18 protein-coding genes are annotated in these 20,578 nt (G+C 52.5%); 12 read left to right on the forward strand and 6 right to left on the reverse strand.

Going from position 1 to position 20,578, the window contains the following annotated elements; genetic code table 11:
• Nucleotides 1-51 precede the first annotated feature (51 nt).
• On the forward strand, nucleotides 52-585 hold the full coding sequence (locus tag MOV14_RS04455) for a MogA/MoaB family molybdenum cofactor biosynthesis protein (protein WP_318538023.1): 534 nt from the start codon (nucleotides 52-54) through the stop codon (nucleotides 583-585).
• On the forward strand, nucleotides 582-1,055 hold the full coding sequence (gene moaC, locus MOV14_RS04460) for a cyclic pyranopterin monophosphate synthase MoaC (RefSeq protein WP_318538024.1): 474 nt from the start codon (nucleotides 582-584) through the stop codon (nucleotides 1,053-1,055). The genes MOV14_RS04455 and moaC overlap by 4 nt, the downstream gene beginning before the upstream one ends.
• Nucleotides 1,056-1,118: 63 nt before the next feature.
• Here the strand turns inward: moaC and MOV14_RS04465 are convergent, their stop codons facing one another.
• A complete protein-coding gene (locus MOV14_RS04465; RefSeq protein WP_318538025.1) occupies nucleotides 1,119-1,808 on the reverse strand; it encodes a molybdenum cofactor biosynthesis protein in 690 nt (229 codons plus the stop codon).
• Nucleotides 1,805-3,040 (reverse strand): M20 family metallopeptidase, encoded by a 1,236-nt coding sequence (locus tag MOV14_RS04470; RefSeq protein WP_318538026.1) that lies wholly within the window; start codon nucleotides 3,038-3,040, stop codon nucleotides 1,805-1,807. The genes MOV14_RS04465 and MOV14_RS04470 overlap by 4 nt, the downstream gene beginning before the upstream one ends.
• A 70-nt stretch (nucleotides 3,041-3,110) precedes the next feature.
• On the opposite strand from MOV14_RS04470, the gene MOV14_RS04475 reads away from it, so the two are divergent.
• Both MOV14_RS04475 and MOV14_RS04480 read left to right on the forward strand, forming a co-directional pair.
• Nucleotides 3,111-4,367, forward strand: a complete 1,257-nt coding sequence (locus MOV14_RS04475) for a DNA double-strand break repair nuclease NurA (protein WP_318538027.1) — start codon at nucleotides 3,111-3,113, stop codon at nucleotides 4,365-4,367.
• A 58-nt stretch (nucleotides 4,368-4,425) separates the two neighbouring features.
• Nucleotides 4,426-6,117, forward strand: coding sequence for an ATP-binding protein (locus MOV14_RS04480; RefSeq protein WP_318538028.1), 1,692 nt, complete (start codon nucleotides 4,426-4,428; stop codon nucleotides 6,115-6,117).
• On the opposite strand, the gene prs is transcribed toward MOV14_RS04480, so the two are convergent.
• Both prs and MOV14_RS04490 read right to left on the reverse strand, forming a co-directional pair.
• Nucleotides 6,097-6,984 carry a ribose-phosphate diphosphokinase gene (gene prs / locus MOV14_RS04485; protein ID WP_318538029.1) on the reverse strand — a complete coding sequence of 296 codons (888 nt, stop codon included), beginning with the start codon at nucleotides 6,982-6,984 and terminating at the stop codon, nucleotides 6,097-6,099. The genes MOV14_RS04480 and prs overlap by 21 nt on opposite strands.
• The gene (locus tag MOV14_RS04490) at nucleotides 6,981-7,673 is read right to left on the reverse strand and encodes a VTT domain-containing protein (protein WP_318538030.1); all 693 of its coding nucleotides are present in this window, start codon (nucleotides 7,671-7,673) and stop codon (nucleotides 6,981-6,983) included. Before MOV14_RS04490 ends, prs begins: the two co-directional genes overlap by 4 nt.
• An 82-nt stretch (nucleotides 7,674-7,755) precedes the next feature.
• On the opposite strand from MOV14_RS04490, the gene MOV14_RS04495 reads away from it, so the two are divergent.
• The 3 genes from MOV14_RS04495 to MOV14_RS04505 all read left to right on the forward strand — a co-directional run bounded on the left by MOV14_RS04495 (nucleotide 7,756) and on the right by MOV14_RS04505 (nucleotide 12,842).
• Nucleotides 7,756-10,854: a DEAD/DEAH box helicase gene (locus MOV14_RS04495; RefSeq protein WP_318538133.1), complete on the forward strand. Its 3,099-nt coding sequence runs from the start codon at nucleotides 7,756-7,758 to the stop codon at nucleotides 10,852-10,854.
• A gap of 309 nt (nucleotides 10,855-11,163) precedes the next feature.
• Nucleotides 11,164-12,546 (forward strand): pyruvate kinase, encoded by a 1,383-nt coding sequence (gene pyk / locus MOV14_RS04500; RefSeq protein ID WP_318538031.1) that lies wholly within the window; start codon nucleotides 11,164-11,166, stop codon nucleotides 12,544-12,546.
• A gap of 152 nt (nucleotides 12,547-12,698) precedes the next feature.
• Nucleotides 12,699-12,842: a hypothetical protein gene (locus MOV14_RS04505; RefSeq protein WP_318538032.1), complete on the forward strand. Its 144-nt coding sequence runs from the start codon at nucleotides 12,699-12,701 to the stop codon at nucleotides 12,840-12,842.
• A 118-nt stretch (nucleotides 12,843-12,960) separates the two neighbouring features.
• Here MOV14_RS04505 and MOV14_RS04510 read toward each other — a convergent pair whose 3' ends face one another.
• Together MOV14_RS04510 and MOV14_RS04515 are read right to left on the reverse strand one after the other, a co-directional pair.
• Nucleotides 12,961-13,602, reverse strand: a complete 642-nt coding sequence (locus MOV14_RS04510) for a hypothetical protein (RefSeq protein ID WP_318538033.1) — start codon at nucleotides 13,600-13,602, stop codon at nucleotides 12,961-12,963.
• A gap of 60 nt (nucleotides 13,603-13,662) precedes the next feature.
• Entirely contained in the window at nucleotides 13,663-14,049 is a 387-nt protein-coding gene (locus tag MOV14_RS04515) for a hypothetical protein (RefSeq protein ID WP_318538034.1), read from the reverse strand.
• An 85-nt stretch (nucleotides 14,050-14,134) separates the two neighbouring features.
• Between MOV14_RS04515 and rpiA the strand changes: the two genes are divergently transcribed.
• The 5 genes from rpiA to MOV14_RS04540 all read left to right on the forward strand — a co-directional run bounded on the left by rpiA (nucleotide 14,135) and on the right by MOV14_RS04540 (nucleotide 20,409).
• Entirely contained in the window at nucleotides 14,135-14,824 is a 690-nt protein-coding gene (rpiA, locus tag MOV14_RS04520; RefSeq protein WP_318538035.1) for a ribose 5-phosphate isomerase A, read from the forward strand.
• 230 nt (nucleotides 14,825-15,054) lie between these two features.
• Complete coding sequence (gene pdo / locus MOV14_RS04525; RefSeq protein WP_318538036.1) at nucleotides 15,055-15,804, forward strand: protein disulfide oxidoreductase; 750 nt, start codon at nucleotides 15,055-15,057, stop codon at nucleotides 15,802-15,804.
• A 72-nt stretch (nucleotides 15,805-15,876) separates the two neighbouring features.
• Entirely contained in the window at nucleotides 15,877-18,306 is a 2,430-nt protein-coding gene (locus MOV14_RS04530; RefSeq protein WP_318538037.1) for a valine--tRNA ligase, read from the forward strand.
• Entirely contained in the window at nucleotides 18,307-18,888 is a 582-nt protein-coding gene (locus tag MOV14_RS04535; RefSeq protein ID WP_318538038.1) for an ASCH domain-containing protein, read from the forward strand.
• A gap of 87 nt (nucleotides 18,889-18,975) precedes the next feature.
• The gene (locus MOV14_RS04540; RefSeq protein WP_318538039.1) at nucleotides 18,976-20,409 is read left to right on the forward strand and encodes a tagaturonate epimerase family protein; all 1,434 of its coding nucleotides are present in this window, start codon (nucleotides 18,976-18,978) and stop codon (nucleotides 20,407-20,409) included.
• The last annotated feature ends 169 nt before the right edge of the window (nucleotides 20,410-20,578 follow it).

Below are 20,578 nucleotides of genomic sequence, written 5' to 3' on the forward strand. Positions count from 1 at the left end.
ACGTTTCTCTAAGGCTAAATTATTTTAGGCACCCTTGAGAAAGCTCCTACAATGACTACGATTGAGGTGCATAAAAAGGAGGCTCCAAGCACTGTAAGATTTGCATTTGTAACTGTGAGCACATCTAGGTATCTCGCCTCGCGGATGGGAGGAAGCGTGGAAGATGTTTCCTTCATGAAAGCAAGGGAGATAATTGAAAGGAGCGGTCATAAGTTGACGCGTTATGTTCTCGTCCCTGACAACCCTCGTCTTATACTCTTAGCAATAGATACTCTATTGGATGAGCCGGACGTTGATGAGATCATCGTAAGCGGGGGCACAGGACCCACGCCAGACGATCTAACTGTTCAAACCGTGAGACCTTTGTTTGAAAAAGAGCTAGAAGGGTTTGGGGACCTATTCAGGTTTGTGAGCTTTAAGGAAGCCGGCTCATCCAGTTTCCTCTCTAACTCCACCGCCGGGATTGTACGCGGTAAAATTATCTTCTGTATTCCCGGGTCGCCAGGGGCTGTCGAGACCGCTTTAAGGGAGCTCATCGTCCCGGAGGCTGGCCACGTCTTAAGCCTAGCGAGGCGAGCCGTATGAGCGGCAAAATAGGAGTGAAGATGGTGGACATAACGGAGAAACCTGAAGTCTACAGAGAGGCTACTGCTAGCGGCTTCATTCGACTGAAGAAAGAAACGGTAAAAGCTATACTGGAGGGGAAGGTTCCAAAAGGCGACGTGCTGAACGTGGCGCGCGTGGCAGCGATACTTGCAGTGAAGAAAACTTGGGAGATACTCCCGCTCTGCCACCCAATTCCAATAACCGGCGTAGAGGTCGACTTCGATTTAACAGAGGATGGTGTGGAGGCAACGGTCACGGTTAAAACCACCTCAAAGACGGGAGTCGAAATGGAGGCTTTGACGGGCGTTACCGTGGCGCTCTTGACGGTGTGGGATATGGTAAAATCCCTGGAGAAAGACAGTAGAGGCCAGTATCCTTACACCTTGATAAAAGAAGTACGCGTGTTGGAGAAAGTTAAACAGGCCTCAAAGGACGATAAACCCATCTGACCTCAAGGCTGATTCACCTCTACAAATCAGTTCACGTAGTTTTCAGGAGCACTTCACTAACCCCTAGCCTCTTGGCACCCTTTTTCTATCTTCCAGTATCCAGAACTCACCGTCTTCTCGTTTTTCAAGCTTCCAAACGTAGGCTTCATGCTTTACGCGCTCTAGGATCGCTCCCAAGGCGCTTAGAGCGTTTTCGCGACTCTCTGAGGCTACACCTATGAACAGCACCGGCTCCCCGGGCTTGGCAGAGCCCTTTTTATGGTAGATTGTCGCATAGAGGAGCCCATGACCCAGCGACTCCTCCTCACCTATCTTCGCGAGTGCGGACGTCGACATCGGCTCAAAGGTCTCGTAGTAAAGCTCGCTTACCTTTTTCCCGTCGATTGAGCCCTTCACTCTTCCAATAAAGACGGCCACGGCTCCTGCGCTGTCATCGAGGGCTTTAAGCATAGCATCAAGCAGCACGACCGGATCCACAGAGTCGACGAATGCATAGTGTGAGCCTCCAGAAATTGGGGGCATGAGTATGACCTCATCCCCTTCAACTACGATGTCGCCGAGCCCCGCGCTTTTGTTGTTTAGGAGAACAACGAACTCCCCGCTATTTACGTAGTCCTTCATTCTCGGATACTTTTCGGAAACAGTCGCTAAGATGTCAGCCACCTTAGCTTCGCTTTCAGGAATCTCAAAGATCTCCTCGCTGCATTTCGTTAAATCTCTGAAGAAAGCCAAGTACCTAACCTTAACTTTCAACGAGAATCCCCTAAAAGAATGTTTACCATAAAGCGCTTAAACATCTCTAGGTCTTCGATGTAGACGAACTCACCTTCGGAGTGAATGTTCGTCCCCTCGCGTATGGTTCCGAACGCCACGACGTCCATGCCGTAGAGATCAAAGTAAGTTCCATCATTCCCTCCCAGCTCAGCAGCAACAGAAGGCTCGCCACGGAAGCCCATATCTCTGTAAGCTTTCCTTGCGGCCTCTATAACCTCTCTTACGAAGAGCTCGTTCTTCGCGTACCAACCCGGCTGACCCGTGATCACCTCAACTTTCGCGCTAATACCTAGTTTGGATACAGCTGACGAGAAGTATGCGTAGAGCTCGTGCAGAGCGTCTTCTACCCTTTCCTCCGGTATTAGCCTCATGTCAAATCCCGCCCACGCCTCGCCGGGTACCCTGTTGTGTTTCTCGGGTTCTGTTTCCGGGAGTTTAACCACAGTTACTGTAAAGCGTCCCCAAACCTGGGGCACCGGGCTACCTGGAGGAGAGGGGAGCTTCGACAGCTTCCCATGTCTGAGAGCCTTGTACTCCCTTAGCTCCCACAATAGCTTCAATAAGTCCTCTACTGCGTTACGCGTCTCGTGAGGATAGCCTGCATGACCGGATTTTCCCCTCACCTTAATCCATCCGTGAACAACGCCGCTTGCCCCAACCGAAACGTACTCGGAGCCCGAATCAACGATCACAACGCGATCCCACCTGTAACCCTGTTCCAGCAGGGCTTTAACCCCGGTGCCGCCTACTTCTTCGTCCCCAGTAATCACCAGAAACGGAGCATAGCGCAACTTCTCCCCTGCACCTTTAAGAGAGACAAGCCCCGCCATGACGGCTGCGATAGCCGATTTGTCGTCCGCGGCCCCTCTACCGTACACTTTACCGTCTCTCACGATCGGCTCGTAAGGATCCATCTGCTGCCCGTCCACAACCCAGGGGCCTTTAGCTGGAACCACGTCATAGTGTGTGACAAACGCCATCGATGGTTTGTTCCTAGGAGCATCAGGGAGCCCTATCACGAGAGATGGTATATCTCCGTTGAGGAGCTCCACACGCTCAACTGTTAGCCCGTTCTCAACGGCTGTTTTTTCGATGAGTGCGACAATCTCCGTGTAGTTACGCCTCACGATGGTGTTTCCTTGGTACCCCGACTCACTAGGAATTCTCACGAGCTCGAGCAGGAAGCTTACCATGTCAAAGCCTTCAGGCATCACATTTTTCAGGCGAAGGGGGAAATATACTTTTAGCCCTTAAGGGCCGAAAAGTTGTTGAAGTCTCATTATGCACAAACTGGATAAATCAAGGCTGATTTGGGAAATCGAGGAAATCGTGTCCAGGGCAAAGAGCGAGCTCGAAGAGACTGACGAAATAAGAGGCCGGCCGTTAAGCAGCTCGTGGTTTATCGATGGGAGCTACGCGTTGAGCGAGAGGCAGGGGTCTTTCGTTTCCCTGCTCTCGCTGGCCTCTGTCGGAGTTGTCTCCAGGAGGCTAGTAGACGGCATGCCGGGGGCGCGGCACCCGTTACCTCACATACTCATTCCTAAGTTCCTTGGGGAGACGAGGGCTTCGCTGATCATGGGCTCGCTCGAGCTATTAGAGGGTATAAGGGCTGTTAGGAGGGGTGTCGAGCTGGTAGTTTTTGACGGAAGCTACTTGGCATCGCTCCTCGCTGGGTATGGTTCATCTTACGATGCTGTCACACAGGTGCACTCTGCTCTTAGAGCTCGGGGGGTGCCTCTACAGACCGTGCTGAAAGGTGTAGAGGATGAAGTGAACAGAGCTATCGATGGGTTGATTGAGGAGGCCGGTAAGGAGGAGGACGCGGCGAGGTTCCTGAAGGCTGTTGCCCGATTCTTGGCGACAATCTACGATCACGCCGAGTCTTTGTACGAGCCGCTGTCAGAACTAGGAGTTGAAGAGGGTCTCAGCAAGCAGATCCTCATAGATTTCAGCGTAGCGTACACTGAGGTTAACTTCTACTTGAGGCTACTGGGCGAGTTACTCTCTCAGGCCAAGGAAAGTGGAATCGCGCCTATATGGGTGGCGAAGGAGACGACGAGCCGCTTCTTATCCGAGGTGCTCGGCGTGCGGGGGTGGATCAGCGATGCAGTTCTGCTTAGTATCATCTGGCATGCGAAGGAGCGCTCGTATCTTGTTTTACGGGAGGACGTGAAAGCAAGGTCGCTCAAACCCATTTCTCCCCCACGAGACCCAGTAGCGTCCCCGGATACGATTAAGCGCGCGTATAGGTTCAACAGGTTCACCGTTGTGTACTTTAAGATCTCGAGGGCTGGACCCGTTCTTCAGGCATCCTTTCCCAGCGAGCTAGTGCCTAGGGACCGCTTGGAGGACGCGATGGCAACGCTCTCGGAGCTCGCCGATGAAAGAAGCGGGTACCCGCGCCCCCTTGCGGTTGTACACCACAAAGCGGTGCTTTCGCGAGAGCTTGCCGAGGCTTTTGCCACAAGGCTCTGGCGGGACTCCAGCGGGGCTTTAAAGAGTATCCTCTCGCCTATCGGTCGGGAAATCGCTCTTTAGGGCCGAGCGCCGGTGATCGATTTATTTACGTAAACTCCATGCATGTAGTGAGTACGCCTTGAGTGGAGAAGTCGGCAAGATAGTGAACGTCTTTGGACGGAACGTGCTAAGAATAGCTGTTCCCGACGAAGCTTTCAGGCTAGTGTCCAGGCCTGGGACGTACGTGACCTTCCGTTCGAGCAGTGGAACCAAGCACTTGGCGCTTATAGCCGGCTATCTTCTCACGGACGAGCTCTACAAGCGCGGGCGCGTCCTTGAGGAGCTCGAAGGGTATGAGGACGTAGTCGTCACAAGGAACGAGATAACGGCCGTTGTGGTAGGCTACGTGCGCGACGGGAAGGTTGTTAGAGGCGTGGAAAGCCTTCCAGCTCCTGGCGAGAGGGTTTTCCTAGCTGATGAAGACCAGCTTAAACCACTCTTGTCTTCCTATGATATTGATGTAGGCACTCTAGTTGCGGCTCCGGGCGTCAACTTCACGCTCGACCTAAACATGCTCGCCTCTAGGCATTTCGCTGTTCTAGCTATGACTGGCTCCGGGAAATCGAACACGGTTGCAGTGATCGTATCTAGAATCCTCGAAAGGTACGCTTCACCCCGCATCTTGCTTATAGACACTCATAGCGAGTACGTCCCCCTAGCGAAGCTGTTTCAAGGCAGAGTCAGGGTATTCTCCCCCAGTGGGGTTCTCCAGGAGATGCTCAGAAGGAGGTACGGCATCGACCCACAGTCTCTCGAAGTACCATTGTGGAGCTTAGGCTTTGAGGAGATTGCGGAGCTTCTCAGGCTCGATAGCCGCGCGACGAAGCAACTCCTCCACCTGCGCGAGGCCCTACTAGCCGTTCGCCGCGAGAAGTGGGGAGAGGCCACTCCGGATGACCCAATATACTTCGAGCCAGGCGACCTTCTCAAGAAAATTGGGGGCCGCGATGATTCGGCTACAGACCTTAGGCTTAAGCTGGCAAGCTTGCTAGATGACCCAGAACTCTCTTTCATCACCTCCCCTTCTGCAAGCAAGGAGATTTACGAGAGAGTAGCGGCAAGTGAACCAGAGAAGAGCGGGCAGGCCTACGCGCAGGTTTACAGGAGGCTCTTCGACGAGGGGTTGACGATTGTAGCCCTTGGAGGCTTACCCAGCGAGGTTCAGATTACGACTACAGCGACTATTTTACGCGCCTTGTGGAGGGTTGTGTCAGCCCACGTTCAGGCAGGTGCCTCGCTACCGGTACTCGTGATAGTTGAGGAAGCGCACATCTACGCTCCTAAGGACCGTGAGATCCCCTCCCGCCAGATCCTCGAGAAAATAGCTAAAGAAGGCAGAAAGTTCGGAGTAGGGTTAGGTATCGTCAGCCAGAGGCCTAGAGAGCTAAGCCAGACCTTACTGGCTCAGTGCGGTACACTCATAGCAATGAGAACCACAAACCCCGAAGACCAACGCCACATAATGCTGAGTGTAGAGGATATTACAGCCGAGCTTGTTCAGAGCCTCTCCAGCCTGACGGTCGGGCAGGCCCTGGTGTCTGGAGCCGCGGCTCCACTCCCTGCCATCGTGAACATCCATAGCTTCAGTGAGCTTTATGCAGTGGAGCTCGGCGGAAAGGACGTTGATTGGTCCAAAGCGTGGAGCGGAAGACAGGAGTTCCTCGACATTTCAAAACTACTGTTCTCCCATCGCGAAGCTAAGGCTAACTCGCTAGGGAGTGATCAGAAGAAGCCTGACAAAACAGCAAAGCTAGAGAACTTCTTCCAATAGGTCTTTAAGTGCCTCAACGGTTGCGGGTGTGACGGAAATCTTTGATACTGGGGAGGGCACGGTGTCCGTGGCAACAACCTCTTGTATACCGGAGGACAGGAGAAGGTCCAACGCTCCCTTAACCATTACGGCATGCGTGCATGAGGCGTAAACGCTCCTGGCTCCTTGCGCGAGGACTGTCTTGGCCGCTAACGCCATAGTACCGCCAGTGCTTATGATGTCGTCCACGATGAGGATGTCCCTCCCAGTGACGCTAATCTCCTTTGTGGAGACCCTGACCTCCCCGGTTACTCTGTCCCGCTCCTTCACCAAGTGATCGTAATCTGCATTTAGTTGTTCTGCAACTCTTTTAGCCCGCTCTAACGCCCCGGCGTCAGGTGCTAGAATCAGCGGGTTCGAAAGCTTGCCTTTGAAGTAGTCTGCTACCTGCTTGTCAACTAAGACGTTTCGGTAAGGCTTTCCCCAGTACTCATCGAGGACTGCGGGCTTGTGTATGTCGACAACGATTAGGGCGTCGAGACCGAGCGTTTCGAGAGTTTTAAGCACCACCTTCACGCTGATCGGCTCACCATCTAGAAACCTCCTATCCTGTCTCGCGTAAGCCATATAGGGCACTACTCCGATTACCACATCCTGCGTGATGGCCCTTAGAGCTTCAACCGCCATGAAGAGCTCGAAGATTCTCTTGTCGGTGTTGGGGTACAGGGAGGCAACAAGCACTGCAGGACCTTCTGGCCTCTGCTGTACTCTTATGTAGCTTTCACCGTCTGGGAAGAGCTTGTACTCTACCTGGACAAGCTTGTCTCCAATAGACCTTGCTATCCCAGCGGCTATGCCGTAAGAATTTTCGAGAGCGTAGACGGTCACGTTCTACTTTTGCCTAGCGATTCTTTATTTGTTTTTCTCGGGTAGAAAACCGCTCCGAGGCCTTTGTTTTTGACCTCCTCAAGCAGACCCTTAACACCTCTCTCTGCGAGAATTGTTAAAATGTTTTCCCAATTAATCAGAGAGATTATCAGCATAACAATCACGAATAAAATAATCGATGCTAGGAGCTCCATGAAGAACTCTCCTCCGGTGATCCTAGCGACAATAACACCCGTGTAGGCTACCAGAACGCTAATGACGATCTTGCCTGAAGCTACCCCAAGGAAGAACTTAAGTGGATCATACCCCATCAACCCTAGGGGTATTATTATTGCATCATCAGGGCTCGGTGTAGCCGCGAAAAGAAAGACGGCGACCGCACCCCATTTCCCCAACATGGAAGAGATTCGGGTGTACCTCTCACGGGTTTCCTTACTTATTATAAGGTATGAAGCCCCCCGGCTGGCCAAATAAACTAAGAGTTTGCCCAAGCCTGCTCCAACTCCGCTCACCACGCCGACTAGGAGGGGATTTGACCCTGGGATGAGCGCTGAGTAGAGGTACACGGCGACTAGGTACGGTATGGGGATAAACGGAATTAAATTGCCGATTATCGAGATGACGAAGATGCCAAGATACCCGCCAACTCCGCTAGCTATCCGTAGTAGCCAGTCGAGTAATGGATGCACATGAGCGTATGACCAAACGCTTTATTAATGTTCTGGGTCCTGGTTAGGATTAGTCACTCCCTCGCATTGGGAAGAGTTCGTGATGATAACTACGGAGGAGGTGTTCAAGAAGCTTGAAGTGGACTTCTACAGCTTCACCGAGCCTGGCGTAGAGCCGGAGACCGTAGAAGTCACCTTTGGTGAGATCATTGAGTGTCCCCCGAGTTCGCCGAGGCTTTCCTACCTAGCCGGAAGGAGGCTCTACAAGCACCAGTACGTGGCCTTCCAGGAGCTCGTCCGTGGAAAAAACGTGGTACTGAGGTCGGGCACAGGAAGTGGTAAAACGGAAGCATGGTGGCTCTACGTGGCTAAAGGACGGAAGAAGGCGCTCGCTGTTTACCCGACGCTGGCTTTGTCCTACGACCAGCTGTCGCGGCTTGAAGAGTACTCCTCAGCTGTGGGTTTAAAGGTCTACGCGGTGGATGCAACTACGAGGGCTAGTGCTTCTGGGAAAAGCTTCGGCCAGCTAAAGAGCGAAATAAGGAATGCCGACATTGTCGTGACTAACCCGGCTTTCCTTCTCATGGACGTTAAAAGGCTGGCCGTAAAGCCTTCGAGCAGCCTTCTGTTAGGCTTTATAAACGAGCTGGACCTCCTGGTCGTCGACGAGATCGACTTCTACAGCCCGCGGGAACTTTCACTACTCCTCTCACTCATCAGGATTCTCGCCGAAGTGAGAGGCACCTTGCAGGTGGCTGTTCTAACGGCTACCCTCTCCAATCCCGAGGACATGTGTTCCGTGCTGAAGGAGTACACGGGGAGGGACTGCGCGATCATCGAGGGTAAGCCTTTCAGGCGCGAGGACAGGGTGTACATAGCCCTCGGCAAGAATCTGCTTCAGGAATGGCTGAGGCTTAGGGAGTACAAAAGCCTCGTGGAAAGGCTCGGTGAGAGTAAGGAAGTTGCTGAAGCGCTCGAGAATTTCGACGCGTTTAAGAAGAACTACTTTAAGGTGGTGGAAGCCCTCCAGGCTTTGGGCGTCGAAGCCTCTCCATGGCGCCTAGACCCCACCGACCTCTTGCGTGAGTACGTCGACGACGAGTATGCTACGCTGGTTTTCACTCGGAGCATAAACAGGGCTGAAGAGATCTACAGGAAACTGGTGGCTTCACTTCCGGATGAGAAGAAAGGCCTCGTGGCTTCCCATCACCACTTGGTGAGTAAGGAAAAGCGGAAGGAGGTCGAGAACCTTATGAGGGAGGGAAAGGTGAAAGTTGTCATCTCCCCTCGAACCCTCACTCAGGGCATTGACATAGGAGCCGTGGCCAGAGTTGTGCACGTCGGTCTACCGGATGATGTTCGTGAATTTTGGCAACGAAACGGTAGAAAGGGGAGAAGGGAAACTATCCCGTACACCGAGACCGTGATTCTTCCGGGGGCTAGGTGGGACCGCGAGCTCCTAAGCAGAGGTGTTGAGGTTCTGAAGGCTTGGATCGAAAGCCCGATCGAGGTAACGTTGATCAACAAGGACAATAAGTACGGCCTACTCTTCTACACACTGTTTAAAGTCAAGTCTGGGCAGAGACCTTCAAGGCAGGAGGCAGAGTTTCTTGAGAAGCTGGGCCTCTACAGCAACGGCTCCCTCACGCGCCGAGGCGAGAGCACATGGTACAACATCAACTTCTACGAGTTCGCGCCCCCCTTCGGGATCAAACGTGTCTTAGTCGATGACAGTGGTGAGAAATACCTAGAGGACATATCTTTCTCAGATCTCGTAGAGAAATTCCAGGTAGGCTGCTTAGATTACTCGTCAGATGGCATCGTAACCGCGATTCGAAAGGGAGGAGAAACTGGGAGATCCGTTAGGAAAGTAATAGTACAACCACTAAGCGAGAGCGTGCTATCGAGGAGCGATGCGCTCGCTTTCGCTCTTGAAGAGTACAGGAAGATTAAGGCAAAGTGGGGGGAGCGGGCGAGCATTCTGCACGATTACCTCCGGGGGCGCTTACTTTCGGAGGCGATTAGCAACGTTATACCCCCAACAGAGGGCTTCGGGTTGTACCACAAGTACCCCTACAAGACGGTATGGATAATTGAGCGGGAGCGGGGGCGCCCCGTCGAGACGGAGAGCGGGACTATAATCGTGAGGGACAGGCGAGTTGTGGAAATACCAGCCCTTACTGCTGGCAAGTACCAGGACTACACGTACGGCAGTTTAATCGAACTCGACTACCAGGAGGATTTAAGGAGAATCAGGCTTGGACTCGCCTTCCTCATGGTTTTCCTGCGAGAAGCGTACAGGCTCCCCCTCTTTACTTTCTCCTACTCGCTGTCAACACTTGGAGGACGGAAGACGCTGGTTCTCTGGGAGGAGGAGTGCGCTGGCCTGATAGAGAGGCTGGATTGGGAGAAAATCTACCGGGAGCTGGATGCTTACACCCCCAGTATAGTCGCAGAGGTTCTGCTCCTCGCGCGTGACGAGGAAGCTCACATCGAATGGATAGGCCTTGGAGGAAAATGGGATCTGGCGAGAGATTTGGCTAAGCGAGTCGTCGAATACATCCTCTCATCTCACAAGATAGCACTGCTCCTTCAGGGGAAGAAGCTTTACGTCCCAAAGCCGGGCCGCCATCTCAAACTCGCCTCTCTCGATGTCCTCCTAGTACCGCTAGACGACAGGGGGGATCTAGTGTATGGCTATATCGCGATATTCGATGGCGAGGAAACTGTAGTAGAGAAGTTCGTCAAGGAGTTCTACAGGGTTAAGTCAACAGGCGAGGCCCAGAAAAGGCTTGAAGAGTTGCTTAACAACAACTTCAAGTTAATCGTATCTGATGTAAACCGGGTCCGCGAAGAGCTCCACATGCTAGGACTCACCTACCACGCAGCGCTTCTCAGCGGGTTAATTCAGATGGGCCTCGTGGATGATGCGAAGCCGAGAATCAGGAAGTTCCTAGGGATGGATGTTACAGGGCTAGAGGAGCTTCAGCGCAACCTCTCGGAGGAGGCGCGGCAGACCTTCCAACTTAACGCTATAAGCCTAGCAGACGTCGAGCGAGAGCTTGTCAACAGTAGGAACTGGCTTGGAGACAGAATATACCGCGATCACGAGAAAGGTACGAGATTCCTTGATAACGTTGCTAGAAAATATGTCGAGAATAGCGTAAAGCTCGTTTACCTTCTCGGGCTTCTTCAGACCTAACAATGATATCTTTCTCTGCTTCTTCCAATGCTCGACATACACCTTAACATCGCAAATTAGAGAAGGACATCAGGATGCTCGAGCGCCCCTAAGTCCAGCCGGTATAGAGTTACAGATGGCATCGATGGTAGTCCAGGGATGGAATACCGCCTAAGCACTTGTGAGGCTATGCTAAGCCGGCAAGCAAGGGGTCAGCCCCAGCATTGCTCAGATACAACGGTGAGAACATAGCTGTAGTAGTGCCGGCTGCTTGACGGATCTGAGATCAACTGTTAAATACTGAAGCAAGTTACAGGTTTTCGAGGTTCGATGCAGACGAGAAAAACTAAGATAATTGTTACGCTGGGACCGTCTTCATGGGATGACACCACACTGAAGAGGCTGTTCTGGGAAGGCGTTGAGGGATTTCGATTCAATTTCTCGCATGCAGAGTATTCGGTCTTCAAGGAGCTTGTCCAGAAAATCAGAGCTTTGGAGACCCCTAGACGCCCAGCTACGCTCATCGCTGACCTACAGGGCCCGGTCGTCAGGCTCGGAAGCTTTGAGCCGAAGCCTGTGAAGCCCGGAGATAAAGTGGTGTTCTCGTTTGGTGAGACCGGAGAGGGTATTCCTGTTCCGATGCGCATCCTCTTTGAGACCGCCTCCTTGGGGGACGTCCTCTATGTTGAGGGAGGTAGGCTGGCGTTCAGAGTGGAGGAAAACCTCGGCGACCGTTTAATCACTGTAGCCCTCATGGACGGGGAACTTAAGCCGCGGAAAACGGTAGCCGTTAGGGGTAAAGAGTACCCTCTACCCTCGCTAACGGAAAAAGACGTGAGCGACGTGAAGTTCGCGGTTGAAAACGGGTTTGACTCAGTGGCGCTGAGCTTCGTCCGGAGCGAGGATGACCTCAGAAGGCTTAAGGAGCTGCTCTTCGACCTCAAGGCTGAGGAGGTGAAGGTAATAGCGAAGATCGAAACCAAGAGCGCAGTTGAGAGGCTAGATTCGCTTCTTGCTCTAGCAGACATGGTGCTTGTTGCTAGGGGGGACCTTGCAAACTTCTACAACCTTGAAGAGATATACCGAGTGCAGGAGGAAATACTCAGGAAGGCTAGGCTCCGAGGCAAACCGAGCATAATAGCCACACAGCTACTGGAATCTATGGTGAACAACCCCGTCCCAACCCGTTCTGAGGTCGTCGACGTTATCACAGCAGTTAAGATGGATGCTGATGCTCTAATGCTCGCAGGAGAGACGGCAGCCGGAAAGTACCCTGTCGAAGCCGTGTCGTGGTTGAAGAGAATAATAATCGAGGCGGAGAGGTTAGACACTAACCCTCAACGCCATGAGCCCGAAGACCACTACGAAGCGATAGCAAAGGGTGTAACTCTCCTCTCAGACATAATCGGAGGAAAGATCCTAGCCTTCTCTGAAAGAGGAAATACAGCGCGCAGGCTGGCTAAGTTCAGACCCTCACGGGAAGTGATAGTGTATACGAGCTCGCCAAACACTGCGCGTTACATTAACCTTCTAAAAGGCATTAAGGCGGTTTACGACCCCACGCTCAATAAGGGTTCTCCAAACCTGTTCTCAGAGCTACTCGCAAAGGCGACACGAGACGGTTACGTGGCGGTGGGCGATATAGTTATATTCACTGCTGGCAGGCGCAGAGAATCGACAGATCTCATCAGCGTTGAACGCGTGGGAACTTAGCAAATTTTATCTCGCTTCTTCCTGCAGCAATCTCTGCCTCTTTACCATTTTCCCTTTTAGGTTTAAGTGCAGGGACGTGCACCCTTTCGTGCCCAGCACTATGACCCTTACCATACGCGAGAGACATGTTCGAATATTTCAGCTGAACTGGGATGAGAGATGCACAAAACACAGAGGAGGTCAGACTTGGAGTTCTTCGAGCCGGTGAGGGGCTTGGCGGAGAAGTAAGTGCGATGGCAGCAGGTGCCTTCTTCAACCTGTTGTTGGTAACATCAACAGTGGAGTATTTTGAGTGATTCTTGGTGAAAAAGGTGTTCCTGGTAGGCAACAGGCGGTTGGGGGGGTTCATGGGGTGCCGTAGCGCAGAAACTCTACACCCTGGGGATCTAGACAAGCAAGAGGGCTGGATGCAGACTAGCAGATAGATGGCAACACACCATCTCTTATGGCTCTAGCCTCATCCTCTTCGAGCTCCCCTAATAGATACCTGACCTCCTCTTCGGACACTATTACACGACCGTTCTCCACTGGATAAGTATAGGGCAAGCGTACTTCCACACCGCCATCTGAAAGGTAAAGGCCTCTTTGAACAGCTATCGATTCCAGCGGAACCCCCCTTGAGACTTTATAGGCGACGTAGATGGCACCGTCGATGGTGAACTGTCCAGGACCTATTCTCCGCTTCAAGGGCACTTGTCCTAACCTGTCAGTTAAATCCCTCTTCGTTCGGCCTCGTGGAGGGTGGTCGCCCATTATACCCCCAACAACGACGAGGACTCTTCCCTTGAAGTCCTGAGGGCTAAGGTCCACTTCGGCGGAGGGGTCCAACACGACTATAGTGAAGCTTTGGCTGACTTCTCCAATAAATGCTGCTATGCTTTCGCGCCCAACACGTGACGCGATTTCTCCGAGTAGCTGTCGCTCGCACTCCTTCGCGACGTTGAATACCCAGAACTTCTCTCTCCCGACGATCCTTGACGCGTGAGATAGCTCGATGAACATCCACTTGCTTATGAATGGTTCCAAAACCTCCACGGCGAAGACGGTCTCGGGCATAGTTCCTCAGCAGGGTTCGACTCTTCACGCGTCTGCCCTTACAAGGTTCATCATTGCCGCCTAAACTATCTCAAGCTCTGTTATAAAGTATTTTTTGCCAAGCTTGTCCATCATCAGGGATAGCCAAGCCTTAACTTCTAGACCACCCTGCTTGTCCAGGGTAAGCACAACTCTCTTACCACCGAGGGGATCGTCCTTCACCCTTACGATGGGGGATAGTTTGACTACATGCTTCTCGATCGTCTTCTTGTAAAGAGAGTGAGGGAAGTTAAAGTAAACATGGCTTTCATCTTCCACTACGAGTATTTCCTCCTCCATTAGAGGCCAGTTAGGGATGTTTTCCTCCACGTTAGACCAAAAGTGCGAGGTTGAGATATTTGAAAAACGTTTAGAAATCTCACCCATGTGTCCTTCCTCTGCTGTTAGTTTGGAGACCCCAATTCTCACCCCCTGACGATGCGAAGAAAGCAGACAAGCCGAGCACAGCTGTAGAAAGCCAAGTTTAATTAGGAAAAACGCTTGTCTCATATCCGTGGAGGTGGCTACGCTCAGGCTCATAGCGGTAGAGGAAGCTCTAAAACTCGTTAAGGACGGTATGCTTATAGGGCTTGGAAGCGGTAGCACCATCAGGCTTTTCATAGAGAGGCTGGCAGAAAAGGTGAAGAGGGAGGGGTTGGAGGTATATTTCGTTTCAACATCTTACGACACGAGTTTCCTAGCTGGAAAGCTTGGCCTGATCGAGAGGCCCCTGCTCGACGAGAGACCCGATGTATCTTTTGACGGGGCCGACGCCGTTTTCCCAGAGAGGTGGGTTATAAAGGGTGCTGGTGGCGCGCTGTTCAGGGAGAAAATCGTGGACTACTATTCCAAGGAGTATATCATTATAGTGGATGAAGGCAAGCTCGCCGGCAGACAAAAGGTCCAGGTTGTTCCTGTTGAGGTGCACCCGCTAGCCGTCCATCAGGTCATTGAAGAGCTTAAGAGCTTTAGGGGCGTAGCGGCCACAACCCTTAGGCTCGCTGAGAAAGGTAAGCTGGGCCCTGTGGTGTCTGATAACGGCAACTTCCTCATCGACGTATCATTCCAGGAGATAAGCGATCCTGAAAGCCTAGAAAAAGAGCTTATGACACTCCCAGGTGTAGTCGCGAACGGCATCTTCGCAATCAAAAAGCCATCCAAGATCTATATCGGTACTTCGAGCGGAGTTAAAGTGATTTCTTAAGGTTTTTCGGGAAACACAGCTTCCTCACTCTCCTTAATGTCCCCATCCTTGAACCCTTCTCTCGTCATTCCCTGCTAGCCTAAGCTACTCGCGTAGCTGCAACCTGTCTAAGAAACGTTTGACAGTTTACGAAAAAGGTAACTACAGGCGAGCAGCGGACAGGAGTGATTTTAGGCGCGGTCAGCGCTACAAAAGCTTAAAAACCACGCCTAGATAGAGGTTGAGGTACTATGCCTGTTGAATACGATGAGGAGTTGGTGGGCGAGCTCACGAGGATGTTCGCAAAGCTGGATAACCCAGTTACCATAAGGTACTTTAGAGACCCTGAAGCTGAGTGCATGTACTGCGATGACACGGAGCAGATTTTGGAGCTGATAAATAAAACCTCCGGCGGGAAAGTAAGGATCGAGAAGCACTCAAGCAAAGACCCTGAGGTTAAGAAGTACAACATCCCCATGTTCCCAGCGATACTGATACACGGGGTTGATGAGTGGAACATAAGGTACTTCGGCATACCTGCAGGCTACGAGTTTGGAGCCTTTGTTGAGGACATACTCGACGCGTCTACGGGTAAACCGGAAATCGACCCCAAGCTGGCCGATCTACTGAAGAAGTACGTTACCAAGCCAACTAGGATCATGGTCTTCGTAACTCCGACATGCCCCTACTGCCCGCTAGCCGTGAGGGCCTCGCACAGGTTCGCTATGGTCAATAAGAACATCTACGGCGACATGATAGAGGCCTTGGAGTTCAGCGACCTAGCAGATAGCTATGGTGTCTACGCTGTTCCGAAGAACGTGATACAGATTAACGGCGAGGATAAGGTGGAGTTCGAGGGGGCGGCTCCAGACCCCTACTTCGTGGCCAAGATACTCGAGGCGTACGGCGCCGAAATCCCACAGGATATTCGGGAGGCGATCGCCGGGATAGGCGTAGAGGAGACATTGACGGACGTGGAGGACGAGCATCACCACCACTAAGGGAAAAATCTCGCGGATATCCGAGAGGGAGGATTAAGTTTTTATTCCCTAGTTTGTTGGTTGTACGATACAATGGCCGAGACTCTCCCTAAGACTTACGATTTCAAAGCCATCGAGAGTAAATGGCAAAGATTCTGGGAAGAGAGGGGCCTCTATAGGTTCGACCGAAACGACAAGAGCAGAAAAACCTACAGTATTGACACGCCTCCACCCTACCCGAGCGGTGAACTCCATGTAGGGAACGCGCTTAACTTCTCCTACATCGACTTCGTTGCCAGGTATAAAAGGAAGCGTGGATACAATGTTTTCTTCCCCCAAGGGTGGGACTGCCACGGGTTGCCAACCGAGGTTAGAGTTGAGAGAATAACAGGTAAGAGGAAGAGCGAATTCGAGCCTCAACAGTTCATTGCACTATGCAAGAAGTACACCTTAGAGTGGATTGACTCCATGAGGAAGGCGCTGAAAGGTCTTGGACTAAGCATAGACTGGAGCACCGAGTACATGACCATGGATCCGGACTACTGGCGCCGAACCCAGCTGAGTTTCATCGAAATGTACAGGAAAGGCCTCATCTACAGGGGTGAGCACCCGGTCATATGGTGCCCTCGATGCGAGACGGCGATCGCGGAGGCTGAGGTTGAGTACGTTGAGAAAGACAGGCCCCTCTACTTCTTCAAGTTCAAGGTCAAGGAAACGGGGGAAGATCTGGTTATCGCGTCAACCCGCCCGGAGCTTCTCGCCTCATGCGTTGCCGTTGTGGTGAACCCGAAGGACGAGCGATACGCGAGGCTCGTGGGTTCGCACGCAATCGTGCCAATCTACGAAAGGGAGGTTCCCATAATTGCCGATGAGGCCGTGGACCCCAATTTCGGAAGTGGAGCAGTCATGATCTGCACGTATGGGGACAAAACGGATGTTAAGTGGCAGAAAAAGTACTCACTCCCCGTTATAATCTCCATATCAGACAACGGAACGATGAACGAGAATGCCGGGCCACTTAAAGGACTGCATGTTGAAGAGGCAAGGAGGAAGATCGTCGATCTCCTCAAAAGCCAGGGGTTGCTCGTAAAGGTGGAGAGCATCAGAACCAGCGTTGGGACATGCTGGCGATGCCATACCCCCGTGGAGATAATACCGAAGAAGCAGTGGTTCGTGAAATCCACCGCCCTCGACAAGGCTGTTTTAGAGGAGGGCTCCAAGATTCGCTGGGTCCCACCTCACATGTACAAGCGGCTCGAGAACTGGGTGCTTAGCCTCGACTGGGATTGGGTCATTTCGCGTCAGAGACTTTTTGCGACGCCGATACCTGTTTACTACTGCAAGGACTGCGGCCACGAGATCGTCGTAGGCCCGGAGCACCTCCCGATAGACCCTAGGTTCGATAAACCGCCTATCGAGAAGTGTCCCCGGTGCGGCTCAACCAACCTGGTCGGTGAAAAAGACGTGATGGACACGTGGATGGACTCGAGCATAACCGCCGCCGTTCACGCCGGTTGGCCGGACAACCTTGACGAGAGACTCTTCCCGGCGGACCTGCAACCCAACGGCTACGATATTATAAGGACGTGGGACTACTACCTGATTTTACGCGGTGTAGCTCTCTTCGGCAAAGCTCAGTTCAAGACCGCGCTGATTAACGGCATGGTCAGGGGCACCGACGGGAGGATGATGCACAAAAGCTACGGCAACTACGTTGCGGTCAATGAAGTCCTGGAGAAGTACGGTGCGGACAGCTTCCGACTGTGGGTAGCAACTGCTGCCTCAACCGGACAAGATGTCAGGTTCTCGTGGGAGGGCGTCGACTACGCACACCGCTTTCTGGTTAAGGTGTGGAACGCGTCCCGGCTTCTTCACCCATACTTGAGGAACTACAAGCCCGAGGAAAGCCACGCCGAAAAATTAACCCCCGTCGACCACTGGATGATGCGTGAGGCTTCAGAGATGATCAACGGAGCCGAAAAAGCCCTAGAGGACTTCGACTTCCAGAGAGCTGCACAGCTAATCGTAGACACAGTGTGGCATAAATTCTGTGACCACTACCTAGAGGCTATTAAGTACCGTCTATCTCAGGGGGACCCCGGAGCCCTTTACACCTCCTACAAGGTTCTCCTGAGCTCTTTAAACCTCCTCTCTGTTTTCGCTCCACACATAAGCGAGGAAATCTACAGTGTAATCTACAGCTCGCGCGAAGGGTACGAAAGCATAACAACAGCACCCTGGCCCGCCGCGTTCAATTTCGATGAAGAGAAGGCAAGGATAGGCGACATGATAGTAGCCACCATCGCGGAGGCGAGGAGAGCTAAGCACGATGCCCGCATAGCCCTCGGCGCTCCCGTAAAGGCAATACACCTTCACTCTGAGAAGTACTATGAGGTACTACCTCTGTTCGTCGCAGATGTCAAAGGCACGCTGAGAGCCCTCGACGTGATAATACACAGAGACTATTCGGGGGCTCGAAAAGTTCCCGAGTACCCGGACATATCGATAGATATCGAGAACTAGATGATGAAGCACTTAATGTTCTCTAAGTCTTATATCCCCCTGCTTTTACATGGGAAGAAGACCGCCACGATTAGGGCTAAACATCCGGGGGTTAAACCAGGGGAAGAGGTTATCGTTCACGCCGGTGGTAAAATTATCGGCAAGGCGAAGGTGCTTGAGGTGCGCAGGCTCAGGCTGGACGAGATCACCGACGAGGTTGCGCGTTTGGACGGTTTTAACAGCTCAGAGGAGCTGAGAGCCGCTCTGCGCAAGCACTACCCGAATTTAGGGTCACGCGATACCGTATATCTCGTCATTTTTGAGCTGGTCGAAAAGTACGAAAACTTTATTAATGAGCATTTAGAGGCATGGCCTTACAGTGAGTCGCCACAGGAGGTTGCGGTACTCGCGCTGACGCACCTGAACCTGGACCGCGATCAGCGGAAAATACTGAGCCTGGTCGCGAGGGAGGGGAGCATACGTCGTGCCGCTGCGAAGCTCGGTGACATTAGGCTCAGGCACGTGGTTCGAGGGGTACTGCGCCAAGCTGCAAAAATGCTCGAAGAGAAAGGTCTTCTGACTAGGATTGGGAGCCGAGAGTAGCGTGTGCTCTCGTGCTTCTCTACAACGCTCGGGCTGGAAGACGGGGACGAGAAGGTATAAAGCTTGAGGCTCAAAGTGTAGTTTGAGATGCTTCGAACACCCCTCTACCTCGGGAAGACACCTCACTTGGCCGTTGGAGTCAGGATACCTGAAGTGTTTCTGGATGGCATACTCGATGGTTTCAAGGACGAGAGAGCTGCCGGCGGGGTTATGCTTTCATACCACCGTGAAACCGCACCAGAGTACGTGATAAACGCGCCGCCGGGGGCCTACGAGATTACAAGGGGCCACACTGGAACCTCCATACGTAGGTACATAGAGTTGAGCGTGGCTAAGGCTAAGGAGAAGGAGGTTGCCATCGAGGTCGAGGCCGACCACGTTTCTGTGACAGCCTCTGCTACCGACGCCGTTAGGAGGATCACGGGAGGACGAGCGGTGACCAAGCTCTCGGATAGGGAAGTTGAAAAGGTCCTGGAGTACATTCGGGATGAGGTGCGAGAGGCTGCGAGCACGCGCAACATCTACTTCTTCACAATAGATACCTGTGAGTTGATAAATCACGCAGCCGACCAAGCGACCAATGATGAGGTGAGCGCCCTCTTTAAAGACCAGGTGGGTGACAGTGGCCTCCTCAACAGATACTTGGGGGTAGACGTGAGTCTTGGAGGTCTCCGCTTGAAGTTTGATCAGCTTGAGGTTAAGCGGATTGCGTTGAAGCTTTATAGGAGTGTGGAAGTGCTTGAGCGCATTTACAGGATCATCCGAGAGGAGGTTCCCTGGGAGTTTGGAGTCGAGATTGCCTTCGATGAGACGCCGAATATCACAGACCCGAAAGAATTGTTCTTCATTCTGAGAGAAACAACTGAGCGTGGGGTGCCTGTGGACTTCGTTGCACCTAACGTTGGTTTCCAGAAAAGAGAGGATTACGCAGGGAGTTTAGAGGAACTCTACAGCAGGGTCAAGGTCTACTCGGGCATCTCATCTCTCTTCAGCGTGCTCCTTTCATTCCACAGCGGTAGCGGCCGCACACCGTTCTCTATGAAGGGCCCCGGGGTTCACGATACGATTAGAAGAGCGACTGGGGGTCTCTTCAAGTACAAGGTCTCTGGCGTGTACTTTGAGCTCCTCATGCACCTGATGGCCAGCCACAAATCTAGCCGTGTCAGGAGGTTCTTCGAGGAGATCTACGACGAGGTCCTCGCGTTCCTTGAGGAGCAGGTTAGCGTCAGAGGAGAGCTTTACGACGAAAACCTTGCGAGACTCCTAGAAGAGCATATAAGGCTCAGCGGAAACCAGGGTAGGTACCTTGTGGACACACCCCTTTTCCGGCACTATTCCTTCATAGCCCTTAACATGCGAAGAGACGGTAAGCGGTTTATTAGAGAGGGGGTCGTCCAACTTTACGAGGAAGAGCCCGAGTTCAAAGCAAGCGTTGACAGAGAAGTTCGTCGACTGACTTCAATGCTGGTGGAAAGCCTGGGTTTCACGGGCAATGCCGCCTCGGTGCGCAGGAACATATAAAAGCATGTTGCGTAGTCAAGAGTAAGCAATGGCCCGACGTGAAGATTGCTTACTGGCATGCGAGGAGATGGTTGAGGAGTGTACCAGTAGGTGCGAAAGGTTATTGGCCGAGTGTATAGAGGAGTGCGAGGGCCAAGAGCAGACAGGTTGCACGGAGGCATGCGAGGAA

Origin of the sequence: Infirmifilum sp. NZ, from assembly GCF_022693705.1 — an archaeon.
In the GTDB taxonomy this organism is placed as follows: domain Archaea; phylum Thermoproteota; class Thermoprotei; order Thermofilales; family Thermofilaceae; genus Thermofilum.